Raw genomic sequence first — 14,558 nt, 5'->3', positions numbered from 1 at the left:
TAGGAGATGGTACAGATATTGAGAAATTGAGAATGTAAATTAAATATAAAAATTAGAAAAAATATAAATATTATGAGTAAAATAATTGGAATTGACTTAGGAACAACCAACTCTTGTGTTGCTGTAATGGAGGGGAAAGACCCTGTTGTTATCCCTAACGCTGAAGGTAAAAGAACGACTCCGTCTATTGTAGCATTTACAGAAGATGGTGAGAGAAAAGTAGGGGATCCTGCAAAAAGACAGGCTGTAACGAATCCAAAGAAAACTGTATACTCTATCAAGAGATTTATCGGTACTCATTTTAAGGAAGATGCTAAAGAAATTTCAAGAGTACCTTATGAAGTAGTAGCAGGACCTAATGATACCGTAAAAGTAAAAATCGACGACAGAGAATATACACCACAGGAAATTTCTGCTATGACGCTTCAGAAAATGAAGAAGACAGCTGAAGATTACCTTGGTCAGGAAGTAACAAGAGCAGTAATCACTGTTCCTGCTTATTTCAACGATGCACAGAGACAGGCTACTAAAGAAGCAGGAGAAATTGCAGGTCTTAAAGTAGAAAGAATCATCAACGAGCCTACCGCTGCAGCTTTAGCTTACGGTTTGGACAAGAGCCACAAAGATCAGAAGATCGCAGTATATGACCTTGGAGGAGGTACTTTCGATATCTCTATCCTTGATTTAGGAGACGGTGTATTCGAAGTATTGTCTACAAATGGGGATACTCACTTGGGAGGTGATGACTTTGATGATGTGATCATCAACTGGATGGCCGACGAATTCAAAGCTGAAGAAGGGGTAGAATTAAAAAGTGATGCTATTGCCCTTCAGAGATTAAAAGAAGCTGCTGAAAAAGCAAAAATCGAGTTATCTTCTTCTCCTCAGACTGAGATCAACTTACCCTATATCACGGCTACAGCTACAGGTCCTAAACACTTAGTGAAGACTTTAACTAAAGCTAAATTCGAGCAGTTGGCTGCTGATCTTGTAAGAAGATCTATGGAGCCGGTAGCAAAAGCATTGAAAGATGCTGGTCTATCTACTTCTGATATCGACGAAGTACTATTGGTAGGAGGTTCTACAAGAATCCCGATCATCCAGGAAGAAGTAGAAAAATTCTTCGGTAAAAAACCTTCAAAAGGAGTTAACCCGGATGAGGTAGTTGCTGTAGGAGCTGCTATTCAGGGAGGAGTATTGACAGGAGACGTAACAGATGTATTGCTTCTTGACGTTACACCGCTTTCTTTAGGTATCGAAACAATGGGTTCAGTATTCACTAAATTGATTGATGCCAACACAACGATCCCAACTAAAAAATCTGAAGTATTCTCTACAGCTTCTGACAACCAGCCGGCTGTAAGCATCAGAGTAGGACAGGGAGAAAGAGCAATGTTCAACGATAACAAAGAGATCGGAAGATTTGATCTTTCTGATATCCCACCTGCACCAAGAGGAGTTCCTCAGATTGAAGTAACTTTCGATATTGATGCTAACGGTATCCTGAACGTTTCTGCTAAAGATAAAGGAACAGGAAAAGAACAAACGATCAAAATCCAGGCTTCTTCAGGTCTTTCTGACGAAGAAATCGAAAGAATGAAGAAAGAAGCTCAGGAAAACTCTGCAGCAGATGCCAAGAGAAAAGAAGAAGTTGAGATCTTAAACAAAGCTGACGGATTGATCTTCCAGACTGAAAAGCAGTTGAAAGAATTCGGTGATAAACTTTCTGCTGACAAAAAAGCAGCAGTAGAAGCAGCTCACACAGAATTGAAAGCAGCTTTCGAAACTAAAAATGTTGACGATGTAAAAGCTAAAACAGAAGCTTTAGATGCAGCATGGATGGCCGCTTCAGAAGAAATGTATGCAGCTGGACAGCAGGCTCAGGGTGGAGACGCCGGAGCAGGTGCTCAAAACGCCGGAGCTAATGCAGGAGGTGCAGATGATGTACAGGATGCAGACTTCGAAGAAGTAAAATAAGTAAGTGTAAGTAAACTCTTACCTTTAACTATACAACCGCAGTAAACAATGTTTACTGCGGTTTTTTTGTTTCCATAAGTTTTTCAATTTTTTGCTGTGAAATAGATGAGCCAGTTAAGTGAGCTACAGCATGCTTAATAAGATGATAATTTGATTATTAGTGACGAATATTCAGGATAATTTATTAATGAATAAATTATTATTTAATTTTAATATGTATATTTGTTTTTATTTAGAATAAGTAAATATTAATATATAAAAATGAAATTTATTCCACTACAGAACGGCTATCGCCTAATCTCAATCAATTAATTCATGATACGTTTTGTAGCCTATTAAAAACTTAAAAAACTATGGAAAAGCAAAGCAAAAGAATTGCAGCACTGGATTTAATCAAGGGTATGAGTGTGATCGGTATGATTATCATCCATACCTTACTCATCTATGCGAACGTGAAGTCGCAGTCGGAGACCGTTATTGGAAGTTTTATTGTCTTTCTGGGAAGAGGAACTTCTATTTTCCTGATCTGTATGGGGATCACCTTTATGACGTCCAGTCATCAGAGTCTAAAAAGCTCAATAAAAAGGGGCGGTTTACTCTTATTAGCTGCTTTTTTCATGAACTTTATGAAGTTTATTGTTCCTGCAGTTTTAGGGTTTGCTCCGGATAATTTTATTCAGAAATATGGTTGGCATGGCCCGATAGAACAACAATATATGTATCTGGTCATGCTGGGAGATATCTTACAATTGGCGGGAATTTCTTTACTGTTTGTTGGCTTTATCCGCGAGTATGTGAAAAATAAATACGCTATTCTGGCTATCGGATTGTTGATTGCATTGGTATCCCGAGAAGTCAGCGGAACTATTATTGATTATCCGGTGATTAATTATATATCAGATCTTTTTTTCAGCAATGATTATCCTGCTTACATCTATTTTCCTGTATTTCCGTGGATGTCTTTTATTATCATCGGAATGTTTTTTGGAAAATGGTTTCTGGAACTGAACCATGACAGCAAGAAGCTATTTAAGAATATGCTGTATGTAGGACTGGTGTTCGTTGCTGTTGGGGCTCCTTTGGTTTTTGGATTTGATGCCTATAATTACAATGGTTTTTATCACATGGGACCCGGAGGAGTGATCTATTTTGCCGGATGGACACTGATTTTCCTGTGGATTATTTTCAGGATCACCTTAAAAATGAAAGATAATAAGTTCACCGGCCTTTTAAAATACTGCAGCAGGAATCTGACCTCAATGTATATGATCCAATGGATACTAATTTCCTGGGGTAAAGGTATTTTCGGATACAGACAGCATGGTATCGGATCCGTATTATTGTTAATTGTACTTTATATGATTCTGACATTTTCAGTTCAGAAATTACTGGATCTCTTGAAAAAGAAAAAACCGGTGATTGTTCTTGAACAGCCTATTTCAGTGGATGAAACTGTCCTGAAGTGATCATTTTGAACATATTGTGATGGAAATAATCAGGTTGCGTGTTGCAGCAGTAAAGAAAGCAGGGACGGAAAACGACTGTTATTGTTTTTCCTCAATTGAATTAAATTATTTTCATATCATACAGGTTTGGCTTGTTTTATGTTATATTGATCAAACTAACTTAAAAAAAAAGACAACATGAAAAAGAATATATTGACCTTATTAGCGTTCGGTTTATTTGCAACAGCTGTTCATGCCCAGGAAACGGTAAAACAGGAAGCAAAAAATGTAGGCACTGCCATTGAAAAAGGAGCAAAAGCCACAGAAAAAGGAGTTAAAGATGGCGCTGACTGGGTTGGAGACAAAGCTAAAAAAGGAGCAACAGCTACAAAAAAAGGAGTTAAAAAAGGCACGAAATGGGTAGGTAAGACAGCAACCAAAGGTGCAAAAAGTGTTAAAAAGACTGCTGTAAAAGGTGCAGATGCAGTGGCAGATGGTTATAAAGATGTAAAAGCAGATTTAAAAAAATAATTTGTCAGAAAAATATATTAAAACGGCTTCAACAACAGAAGCCGTTTTTTTATGCAAAAGGCTCAAAGTATTAATCAGATGAGATTTATATCTTTTATATACTCTAACGAAGTAAGACATTGCAGGATAAGTAAAAGATATCACAAGAAAAATAGCTAAATTCGTATGAGTAAATCCAAAACAAAATTTAAATGAAATTTTTTAAAGTAATCCTTGTTGCCTCTTTATTTCTGTTTCAGCTGAATGCTGCGCAGGAAAAAGCGGATATAGAACTGAATAAAGCGCTTACAGAAGCCAAAGCCCAAAAGAAAAATGTCCTGCTTGTATTCCATGCTTCATGGTGCGGCTGGTGCAAACTGATGGAGAAAAATATGAACCTTCCTGAAACCAAACCCATCTTTGATAAGAAATTTGTAACCACTTATATTGATGTTCAGGAAAGAGGAGAAAAGAAAAAACTTGAAAATCCGGGCGGACAGGAACTGATGAACAAGTACAAAGGAGAAAATGCCGGACTTCCTTTCTGGCTGATTCTAAATTCAAAAGGAGAAGTGCTTGCCGATTCTTTCGACAGCAAAGGTGATAATCTGGGGTCGCCCGCAACCCCTGATGAAGTGACCACATTTATGGCCAAGCTGGAAAAAAGCTCAAAAATGAATAAAGAAGAACTTCTGACCATTCAGAAAGTATTTGTGAAAAAAGATAAATAAAAAGAAACTCCCCGGATGTATTGTCCGGGGAGTTTTTTATTCAGATGAAAAGCTCTGTAATCTGATTATACATCTGTAAAGTATCTTATTAATCGATCACAAGATAGTTGTACTTGTCGCTTGGTGCTATGCTGTATTCCACATGTTCGCTGTAGATCGGTACCACTTCACACCCGAATCTTCCTCTTGGAACACAAGGCCCGTTCTCACGCGACAATACCTGATTCGGAATACTCATATTAATATTCATTCCGGCATTTTGAAGAATAATAGGCTCATTGGTAGTGGTGTAAGTCCATGGTCCATTCATACTGCCATTTTTTCTCCCTACTTTTGATATTTTGTTGATCACAAAGCGGATACTTGGATGGGCAATCGTATTGGTCTGGCTCTTACTGGAATAGAAATACAGCTTTAGGTCCACATTCCTATTACGGCCGCTGGTGACATTTTCTTGCACCAGTTTTACATAAACCGGTGGATTTTTAATATCAAATTTAAAGGTGGTCTTCACCGGAGAATTATCCTTTAAATAAGAGTATGTACAGAAAATCGGAACACCGGGCTGGCTTTTTGAGAAGGTTCCCTTAGAAATATGATTCACAAAAGCTTCATACCCTTTGAAAGACTGTGCCGCTGTCACGCCGCTTCCGCCTATCAGATAAAGATTGAAATCTGCTCCGTTCAGGAAGTTCTTTTCCTCCTGAGTCAGGTAGCTTTCACCTTTTACAAATAGTTTGCTGAATGATTCATTGATGGTTGTTCTTGCCGTCTCTGCCAGTTCATTGGTTTCAATCGTTAAAACTCCCATTCTTCCGTAAGAAATAGAATTCACATACACAGGTTCTACACCGCCGCTGTCAAAATTGTTGTCATTAACAAGTGATCCGGCAGGAATATCCATATCCAGCGTGAAAGACGTTTGGTAAAATTTCACATAGAATCCTGTTCTTTTTGCAATCATTCCTTCTTCAATATTCGTAGAGGAAGAATTCTTACCGAATAAAGATCTCGTATTTACATTCGATCCGAAGGCTACCTTCAGCTCATCATACGACGTAAACTGTTCCACACTGTAGCTCAGCGTCCCGTTCTGTGTAAAATCAGCAGACTGAATATAATCCTGTACCAACTGCCTTGTTTTGGATAACGAAGGCTGATCGATGGTGAATGCTGTCTTTTTATTCAAAGCCGGAATAGACATAGAAACTGTAACAGGCTTTACGGAAGCCGTAATGGGCTTAAAATTCATATCCTGTATGGAATTGCCTTTCAGCAGAGATCCCGGGAAAATATACATCTGGAGGTGGGGTAGCACGATAGATTCCGAAGATTCAAACTCTTTTGTTTCTATAAATTCTTCTGCATTGCCACCTTTTGCAAGCATGCTTCTGTTCTTACCTGATAATGCGGATGGATACGTTCCGAATGAGGTCACATTTACCACCTGTTGTGGTGCACGGACCATTTCCTGAGCTTCTGCAGATCTTTCAAGCTCATTCGTACAACTTTGTAAGGCAGCTATGGAGATAGCTGCCATTACATAAATTAATTTTTTCATGTTTATTTATCTACAGTAAACGTAGTGTAGTATACTGAATTGTCACCAGCATGAGCTGCCGTAAAGTTGATTGGAACTCCCGGAGCATTAGCCGTAAACTGACCTCCGTTCACGATGAAGTTGATAAATCCGGTGTAACCCTGTACCACCTGTACTGCATCAGAACCGATACCTCCCAGGATATACACTTTCAGATCAGACTCTTCAAGAATTTTTTTACTCTGAACATCAATGCTGATAGATCCGTTCACCATTTTAGCATTTAAAGCTGCCTTTAAAGCAAATGCGGTTTCGTTATAAGAATAATCAGATTCCAGAGAGATGATTCCCAGTCTTCCGTAAGTTATGGAGTTGATGTAAACTGGATTTTTAGAAGCTGCCAGATTAAGGTCAGATTCATTTTTGAAGATATTTCCGTTATCCGGAAGATCCATATCGATGGTGAAATTCTTCTGGGTAAACTTAGCAAAGATTCCTGTATTTCTTTTCACCTTATTGTTGCTTCCGCTGATGTCTATGCTGAAAATACTTCCGATATTGACATTAGCTCCGAATGCGATCTTAAGTTCGCTGTAATAAGAGAACTGCTTGATGTTGTAATCAAAAGCAAGTGACTGCTGACCACTGAAGTTAGCACTCTGCATCGCTTTGAAGATAGAAGATCTCATGCTCGAAAGGGTAGGCTTCTCAATCGTGTCCACAATAAAGTCAGACGGGAATGAATAAGAAACCGTGATCGGCTTTACAGGATAAGAGATCGGTGTGTACGAAAGATTGTCCAGGGTTGTGGAATTGTAAACTCCTCCGATAAATGTTTTGTTAGGAGAGGTTACTACCATCTGGTCGCTGTTTAATGTTACCGTAGTGGTTTTAGAAGCTACTTCTTTTCCGCCAACGGATACTTCGTCATAATTTAAATACTTGGAAGGTAAAGCGACAACAGGATTTAGTTTTGAAGCTTTTGCTCCTTCTACAACAGTTTGTGCTTCCTCATTGATATCCTGACGGCAGGAGATTGAAGTAATACTGGCTACAACCAGTAATGCGATAGGTAAAATGATTCTTTTCATAAATTTAATTTGAGGTGCTAAAAGTATAGTTTTTACACAAGTTGGTGAAATATTTATGTATTAAATCTTCATTAACCATTATTAATAAAAGATTAATGAAGTGTAACTGTTTGATTGTATTTAAAATAGTTCTCTTTGTAGTGATAAATATCATGTAAATCTGTAAAAAAAATCCAAAAAAAACTCCCCTGATGATTTATCGGGGGAGGCTGTTTTCAGATCAAATAAATGTATGAAAGGATATTTCTAGGATCTGATTACACATCGTGAAAATTTGTTATAAGTTTTTGTAGTAATAATCCATATTTACCCAGAGAATATCATCTCCGGTGGTATCCATTGATGATGGGTTGTCGAAAGCACTTTTCCCGAAAATATCCTGATAAGCTGTCATTCCAAAAACAGTTTTCTGAGAAATGGTTAGGGCGTTCACATTTTCCCTTGGCATCTTTTTCACATATCTGAACGATCTCTTAAGCGTAAATGAAGATTCACTTCTGTTGAAGATCCCGATAAAATTCTGCTCATTATTTTCGTTAATGAATACCGAATCATTTTCAATCTTCACGCTATAGGTAATATCTGCCGAATTTCCTGAAATCAGCTGCAGGGAATTATTTTTCAGATCCAGACTGATTTTTTTCCAGGCCGGTTCCTGATAGGTACTCCAGTAGTTGTTCAGATATGATTCCGAAACATCAGTTTTTTGGCCGGAAGGACCTTTATACACTGTAATATTCTGTACTGTGTAATTTTTGTACTGAAACTGGTACACTTCCTTTTCTACAGGTTTAGGATTTTCAATAATTTGATCATCACTACCGCTGCAGGAAACTGCAAGCAGGGAAGTAAGAATGATATAGAATGATTTTTTCATAATTTAATTGATTACGATATAACTGTTGCCTGGATCAGGCAGAATAGTATAGGTATATTTTGCACTCTGACTCATATTTCGGCCGTTCACGAAATTTCTAAGTTCGTTATCCAGAACAATGTTCAGCGGGTTTACACAGTAAGTGGCATTATTGGGATTGGCTATGTCAAAAATGCATGATGTAGAGTAAAACCCTGAAACATTGGTGAAAGTATCACCGCCGGCATTTTGGAGTGTAATTTCCCTTGGATAGGTATATTGATCAATGAAAGGACTCTTCATGCCCAGAATATTATCTCCCGTTGCTGTTCTGTCTGCTTTAATCTTAAACTTTACATACGGTGGGGCAATCATTTTGGTTCTGGAACGGCTGTCGTAATAATGAAGTGTCAGTTTTCCCATCTTACCAAACTGTGTAGGTCCAAATGTAGTTCTGAAATTTTCTATATTTTCTATTTTCAGCTCTACGTAAACAGGTTTCTTTTTAATATCGAATTTGAAGGTCGTCTTCACCGGAGAATTATCATTCAGATAAGAATAAGAACAGAAGATAGGAACTCCCGGCTGGCTTTTAGAGAAAGTACCTTTGGCAATATGATTTACAAAAGCGGCATATCCCTGAAAAGACTGTACTGCTGTAACGCCGCTTCCGCCAATCAGGTATAAATTAAAATCAGCACCATTCAGGAAGTTTTTTTCCTCCTGGGTCAGAGAGCTTTCTCCATTGACAAATAGCTTGCTGAAGGTCTCATTAATCGTCTTTTTTGCGGTATCCGCCTGCTCATTCGTTTCAATAGACAGAACGCCCATTCTTCCGTAAGAAATAGAACTTACATAAACAGGTTCCACACCGCCACTGTCAAAATTATTGTCATTAACAAGCGATCCTGCCGGAATATCCATATCCAGCGTGAAAGAAGTCTGATAAAATTTCACATAAAATCCGCTTCTTTTTGAGATCATTCCCTCTTCGATATTGGTAGAAGAAGAATTTTTCCCGAATAATGATCGGGTGTTCACATTCGATCCGAAGGCTACCTTCAGCTCATCATAAGAAGTAAACTGTTCAACACTGTAACTTAAAGTACCGTTCTGTGTAAAATCTGCAGTTTGGATATAATCCTGTACCATTTGTCTGGTCTTAGACAATGATGGCTGATCTATCGTAAATGCTGTTTTTTTGTTCAAAGCCGGAATAGACATAGAAACGGTAACAGGCTTTACCGAAGCCGAAATAGGTTTAAAATCCATATTCTGGATAGAATTCCCTTTCAGAAGAGAGCCCGGAAAAATATATGCCTGTAAATGAGGCAATACTATCGATTCTGAAGACTGAAATTCACGGGTTTCCGTAAAATCATCAGGATCTGTTGCTCCCTTTGCTAAAGTGTTAAACTTTGAAAGTGATGAAGGATAACTTCCGTATGAAGTAATATTAATAACCTGTTCAGGTGTACGTGCCATCTGATTATCATCCAATTTTGCCGCCTCATTAGTACAGCTCCCCAAGACTGCTAAAGAAAAGGCAGCCATTACATATATAAATTTTCTCATAGTCTGTTTTTTACTCCGGACATGGTCTTGTGAAATAGAAAAGAACAAAATCCGGGGCGGTTGAAGTTACAGTATATCAGTAATTCCTTGTATAGTGAAATTCTTGGGTGTAAAGATAATATTTTGCACCATACCGTGAAATATATTTCATGAAATTTGTTGAAAGTGTAATAAAACAGGCTGTTCTTGATGATAAACCATTGATATTAAATTAAATATTTAATGGTGAAAAGTATAATTTTGGGAAAACAAAAAGCTCCTCAGACACAATGCCTGAAGAGCCTATTTACAAATTAAATTATTTCTTACTTACCGAAAAAGATCTCGTCCTGTTTCTGCTGCTCATTATAAATAAGCTGAAAATTATCAGGCATATTCTGATAAAGAAGCTGCCACTGCTGGATTTTTGAATGTTTTTTAAAGCTTTCCAGCGATCTTACAAACAGGTTTTCGATCACGGTTCTCACATAAGAATCACCGTTTCTGTAGATCCAGTCCATCAGTTTGATGTGATGGGCTACAATATAGATTTTCGATTCCTGCAGCATATCCTTTAAATAGTTAATGGTGGCCTGAATCACACCGGCAAAGTTTTCCTGCACAGATAACTGAGTGATTTCACTTCGGAGTGGTGGATAGAAAAATTTTAAGTATTCAACGGCTATTTTTTTATTAATAGCCTGCATTTGTACTTTCATCATAATTAATATTTTTCAGTATTTATCTTGCAGCGAAATGTGTACCAAAATTTACAGCATGGCAGCAAAAATAAAAACACCTATAATCACAGCGATGTGAGTCACCAATAGCTCTGTATTGTGTCTGTTGGTCGTGGTTTTCCAGGTTTTCCAGTCCGATATTCTTCTGATTTTTGTTTTCATAATCGATTGAATTTGAGTGGTTTTGATTTTAAAGCAAAATCTGCGTTTGTAATGAAACAGACGAAAAATGTAATGAAAATTCTAAATTCCGTGATTGTAAATCTGTCTCGAATACGTTTGTTGCAGCTCTTTTGACATATGACTGAAGATTACTTTACGGTATTCTCCGCTACAGAACGCTGTAAAATTGTCCAGAGAATAAATAAAAACGCCTTCTATAGCATTTTTTAACGCCAGATCTCCGTTTGTGTAAATTTTGTCCATTTTCTGGATGCTTTTGAATAAAATATTTCTGTCATTCTGTCGGACCATATTTTTGATACGTTCCGTGAACGTGCGGATTACACTGTACGAGTTCTGGGGCATTGTCTTCGTAAGTTCGTTTTCAAAGTCGGGAATAACTTCTGTAATTTCCCGGACGGCTTCTGAATAGTTCATATGATTAATGATTTTGTTCTAATAGTTTAATGATGGCTCCAAAGAAGAAAACGGTCAGAAAAGCCATGAGAAGCAGATGGTAAGGTTTCAGCCACTTCGGGGTTTCCGGTCCTCTGCTTTTTAATCTTCTTAACTTGTCAATGCGGTTTAATGTCTTTAAGTCCATATTGTATGTTTTGAAGATGATGAAGCGAATTGCGTTCCTTTGAATGTGATTTTAGTATAACTTATTTTAAATCAATTTGTTATGTGTTTTGTTAAGGATGCCAGAATCAAAAAAAGCATGTCAAAATGATAAGGTTTTTATCAAAACGAAATGATGAGGACCTATTTTTTACTTCTAAACCATTAAGAATGAATACGTTTTTAAGAATTTGAAGAAACACTGCTTTGTAATCTTATTCCCTTAAAAAAATCATCTGATTTTACCTTAATTTTCGTATCCCTTTCATTGATCTTAATGGTTTAAATCACATTTGAAAGATAATCTGCATTATCTGCCAGATTCGCGAGAGACAAAAAATATCATCCAATTATTTTCTCCCAACATCAGCCGACTTATTTTATTTGTATGATGGAAAGAATAGAATGAATATCTTTGCAATCCAAATTATTCAGGACATGTTTTCAAAAATTATAGTACACAGAGTAGGAAATAAAATCAACGGAGAATCTTTAACGCTGTCTCAGGAAGAGCTGAAGCTGGAAGAAGGAATGGCAGAATTGCTTGAAGATTACTTTTTAGGTTCTTTTAAATCGGAGGAGACCTTCAATTTTTACAGTGACACGTATTTGGTCAATAATCCGGTATACAGTTCCATATCCGAGATCTTTGAAGACAAAGCCAAATTCCTTTGGGAGTCTGAAAATATTGCAAAACACCTTTTTGAAGCTGCTGAAAACCCTAGAGTTCAGGGTGGAGAACTGTTTATTGTACTTTTTGAAGAGGAAAGTGACCGTCCGGATAAGGTAGATAAAATCGGAATCTTTAAAACAGAGAAGAGAGAATCTTTCCTTAAAATTTCTCCTCAGGAAGAAACTTTTGACATTGAAAAAGACCAGGGTATCGGTTTGTCTAAAATTGACAAGGCAGCATTAATTTACAACAACAATAAAGAAACAGGTTACGTACTTTCTGTGGTTGACAACAACAAAAACGGGGATATGTACTATTGGTTCGAGGATTTCCTGAAAGTAAAACAGCGTGACGATGAATATTTCCACACGCAGGAAGCTTTAATGGTGTACAAAGATTATATCACCAAACAGCTTCCGCAGGAATTTGAAGTTTCAAAAGCAGACCAGGCAGATTTCTTAAATAAATCTATCAATTTCTTCAAAGAGAAAGAAGAATTTAAACTTGATGAATTTGCAACTGAAGTATTGGGAGATGAGCATGTCATTGAAAGCTTTGTGAATTTTAAAACCGATTACGAGCAGGATATGCAGGTGAATATTGCCGAAGAATTCCCGATCAGTGAAGCGGCTGTAAAGAAAACACAGCGTCATTTCAAGAGTATCATTAAACTTGATAAAAACTTCCACATCTACATTCACGGCGACAGACAGAAACTGGAAATGGGCGAGGACGACAAAGGAAAATACTACAGACTTTACTTCGAAAAAGAAGTGTAATCAAACGAAAATAACCTGATTTAGGGCTTGAGAGTGAGAGAGTTGTAGAATGATAGGGTTGTAGAGTTTTGGACTGGTTGTCAGTTGCTGGCTGCTGGTTCGTAGTGATGAAGTTGATAAGATGATTGTCTGAAATCTTGGTTCTTGATTCTTGTCTCTCAAAAACGCACCATTCACTTGCGAAGCAAAATTCAACATTGACATTCTAAATATAAAGAATCAAAGAGGGCTAATTTTTAAATTGGTCCTCTTTTCGTATTGGGGATTTCACTCCTTTTTCCTTCCTTTGTGAGATGAAAACAACCATTATCGATCTGTCCAAACCGATTCAGTACAACGCCGGAGATCCCTGGTTCATGAGGGTTAAGATTAAGCATAAATCACACAGAAAGTCGCATTGGCTGATCCGTCTGGCATTGAATCTTCCGTTCAGACTTTTTCCGAAAAACTGGACAGGATGGGCAGATGATTCCATTAAAAATATGGGACTTCATGCGACGACGCATATTGATGCTCCATGGCATTATGGTCCGATGGTTGAAGGAAAACCTGCCAAAACGATTGATCAGATTCCTCTTGACTGGTGCTATGGTGACGGTATTGTCATCGACTGTACCCACAAAGAAGATTTTGTAGCAATCACCATTGATGACCTGAAAAAAGATCTCGATAAAAACGGAATCACGATTCAGGAAGGAAATATAGTCCTGATCCGAACCGACCGTGATAAAATGATGGGAACCCCTGATTTTGTAGAAAAAGGAACCGGAATGAGCAAGGAAGCCACCGAATGGCTGATCGACCAGGGCGTAAAAGTAATGGGAATCGATCAGTGGGGCTGGGATCTTCCATTAAAATATATGGCTAAAAAGGCAAAAGAACTCAATGATCCTGAGTATTTCTGGGAAGGTCACCGTATCGGCATAGAAAAAGAATATTTGCACATGGAGCAGCTTACCAATCTCGCTGCACTGCCTCCTTCGGGATTTAAAGTCAGTGTATTTCCGCTGAAAATTGTAGGTGGATCTGCAGCGCCGGCCAGGGTAGTGGCGATTATCAATCCTTAAGCTGGAAGGTATCCTTGTCAAGATTCAGGACCTTGACAAGGGTATTTTTCAAAACTTATTTTTTCCTGAAGAATAGTGCTCTTCCATACTCATAGTTCATCCTGGCGATATTCAGTACAGAAATTCCCTGAGGACATTCTATCTCACAGGCTTCGGTGTTAGAGCAGTGTCCGAAGAGTTCATGATCCATCTGGCTGACCATATTCAGAACACGGCTGCTTCTTTCCTCTTTACCCTGCGGAAGAAGAACCATATGAGTGATTTTCGCAGAGGTGAATAAAGCGGCACTTCCGTTTTTACAGGTAGCTACACACGCACCACATCCGATACAGGCGGCAGAGTCAAAAGCTTCCTCAGCAGTTTGATGATTAACTGCAATGGCTGTAGCATCAGGAGCTTGCCCTGTATTCACCGATACAAATCCACCTGAAGAAATAATTCTGTCAAAAGCCGACCGGTCTACTTTAAGGTCTTTCTTTACCGGGAAAGCCTCTGCGCGGAAAGGTTCTATTAAAATGGTTTCACCGTTCTTAAAAGACCGTAAGTGAAGCTGACAGGTCGTAGTATTTTTTAAAGGTCCGTGTGCAATTCCGTTGATCATCATTCCACATTGTCCGCAGATCCCTTCACGGCAATCGTGATCGAATTCTACAGGTTCGTCACCCTCCGTAATGAGTTTTTCATTTAAAGTATCCAGCATTTCCAGGAAAGACATGTGCGGATTCAGTTCTTTCAGATCATAACTGACCAGTTTCCCTTCGCTCTTTCTGTCTTTCTGTCTCCATATCTTAAGATGTAAATCCATAATTTTT

Annotated in this window: 15 protein-coding genes; 6 read left to right on the top strand and 9 right to left on the bottom strand. The window is 38.0% G+C overall.

Translation table 11 applies throughout. The features are described from left to right. Positions 1 to 72 precede the first annotated feature (72 nt). The 4 genes from dnaK (at position 73) to LC419_RS03515 (ending at position 4,663) form a co-directional block, all read left to right on the top strand. Positions 73 to 1,977 (top strand): molecular chaperone DnaK, encoded by a 1,905-nt coding sequence (gene dnaK / locus LC419_RS03530; RefSeq protein ID WP_223606049.1) that lies wholly within the window; start codon positions 73 to 75, stop codon positions 1,975 to 1,977. 353 nt (positions 1,978 to 2,330) lie between these two features. Then, entirely contained in the window at positions 2,331 to 3,443 is a 1,113-nt protein-coding gene (locus LC419_RS03525; RefSeq protein ID WP_223606048.1) for a heparan-alpha-glucosaminide N-acetyltransferase domain-containing protein, read from the top strand. Positions 3,444 to 3,620: 177 nt separating this feature from the next. After that, positions 3,621 to 3,953 (top strand): hypothetical protein, encoded by a 333-nt coding sequence (locus LC419_RS03520; RefSeq protein WP_223606047.1) that lies wholly within the window; start codon positions 3,621 to 3,623, stop codon positions 3,951 to 3,953. Positions 3,954 to 4,144: 191 nt separating this feature from the next. Next, positions 4,145 to 4,663, top strand: a complete 519-nt coding sequence (locus LC419_RS03515; protein ID WP_223606046.1) for a thioredoxin family protein — start codon at positions 4,145 to 4,147, stop codon at positions 4,661 to 4,663. Between the two features lie 88 nt (positions 4,664 to 4,751). Here the strand turns inward: LC419_RS03515 and LC419_RS03510 are convergent, their stop codons facing one another. The 8 genes from LC419_RS03510 to LC419_RS03480 form a co-directional block, all read right to left on the bottom strand. Next, a complete protein-coding gene (locus tag LC419_RS03510) occupies positions 4,752 to 6,224 on the bottom strand; it encodes a thiol-activated cytolysin family protein (protein ID WP_223606045.1) in 1,473 nt (490 codons plus the stop codon). A gap of 2 nt (positions 6,225 to 6,226) precedes the next feature. Continuing rightward, positions 6,227 to 7,294, bottom strand: a complete 1,068-nt coding sequence (locus LC419_RS03505; RefSeq protein ID WP_223606044.1) for a thiol-activated cytolysin family protein — start codon at positions 7,292 to 7,294, stop codon at positions 6,227 to 6,229. Positions 7,295 to 7,571: 277 nt separating this feature from the next. After that, on the bottom strand, positions 7,572 to 8,171 hold the full coding sequence (locus LC419_RS03500; RefSeq protein ID WP_223606043.1) for a hypothetical protein: 600 nt from the start codon (positions 8,169 to 8,171) through the stop codon (positions 7,572 to 7,574). A gap of 3 nt (positions 8,172 to 8,174) precedes the next feature. Next, positions 8,175 to 9,725: a thiol-activated cytolysin family protein gene (locus LC419_RS03495; RefSeq protein ID WP_223606042.1), complete on the bottom strand. Its 1,551-nt coding sequence runs from the start codon at positions 9,723 to 9,725 to the stop codon at positions 8,175 to 8,177. A gap of 305 nt (positions 9,726 to 10,030) precedes the next feature. Beyond that, entirely contained in the window at positions 10,031 to 10,426 is a 396-nt protein-coding gene (locus LC419_RS03490) for a hypothetical protein (protein ID WP_223606041.1), read from the bottom strand. Between the two features lie 48 nt (positions 10,427 to 10,474). Next, the gene (locus LC419_RS24110; protein WP_262483641.1) at positions 10,475 to 10,606 is read right to left on the bottom strand and encodes a hypothetical protein; all 132 of its coding nucleotides are present in this window, start codon (positions 10,604 to 10,606) and stop codon (positions 10,475 to 10,477) included. 81 nt (positions 10,607 to 10,687) lie between these two features. Then, on the bottom strand, positions 10,688 to 11,044 hold the full coding sequence (locus LC419_RS03485; protein WP_223606040.1) for a hypothetical protein: 357 nt from the start codon (positions 11,042 to 11,044) through the stop codon (positions 10,688 to 10,690). A 4-nt stretch (positions 11,045 to 11,048) separates the two neighbouring features. Continuing rightward, positions 11,049 to 11,210 carry a hypothetical protein gene (locus LC419_RS03480; RefSeq protein ID WP_223606039.1) on the bottom strand — a complete coding sequence of 54 codons (162 nt, stop codon included), beginning with the start codon at positions 11,208 to 11,210 and terminating at the stop codon, positions 11,049 to 11,051. Positions 11,211 to 11,665: 455 nt separating this feature from the next. Here LC419_RS03480 and LC419_RS03475 point away from each other — a divergent pair, with 455 nt between their 5' ends. Together LC419_RS03475 and LC419_RS03470 are read left to right on the top strand one after the other, a co-directional pair. Beyond that, complete coding sequence (locus LC419_RS03475; RefSeq protein WP_223606038.1) at positions 11,666 to 12,679, top strand: nucleoid-associated protein; 1,014 nt, start codon at positions 11,666 to 11,668, stop codon at positions 12,677 to 12,679. A 293-nt stretch (positions 12,680 to 12,972) separates the two neighbouring features. Next, the gene (locus LC419_RS03470) at positions 12,973 to 13,746 is read left to right on the top strand and encodes a cyclase family protein (RefSeq protein ID WP_223606037.1); all 774 of its coding nucleotides are present in this window, start codon (positions 12,973 to 12,975) and stop codon (positions 13,744 to 13,746) included. Between the two features lie 55 nt (positions 13,747 to 13,801). Here the strand turns inward: LC419_RS03470 and LC419_RS03465 are convergent, their stop codons facing one another. Further along, positions 13,802 to 14,551: a succinate dehydrogenase/fumarate reductase iron-sulfur subunit gene (locus tag LC419_RS03465; protein ID WP_223606036.1), complete on the bottom strand. Its 750-nt coding sequence runs from the start codon at positions 14,549 to 14,551 to the stop codon at positions 13,802 to 13,804. Between the last annotated feature and the right edge of the window lie 7 nt (positions 14,552 to 14,558).

This window comes from Chryseobacterium sp. OSA05B (genome assembly GCF_019970065.1).
In the GTDB taxonomy this organism is placed as follows: Bacteria; Bacteroidota; Bacteroidia; order Flavobacteriales; family Weeksellaceae; genus Chryseobacterium.
Note: the sequence above shows the minus strand (reverse complement) of the source record. Positions and strands in the feature narration are given on the sequence as shown.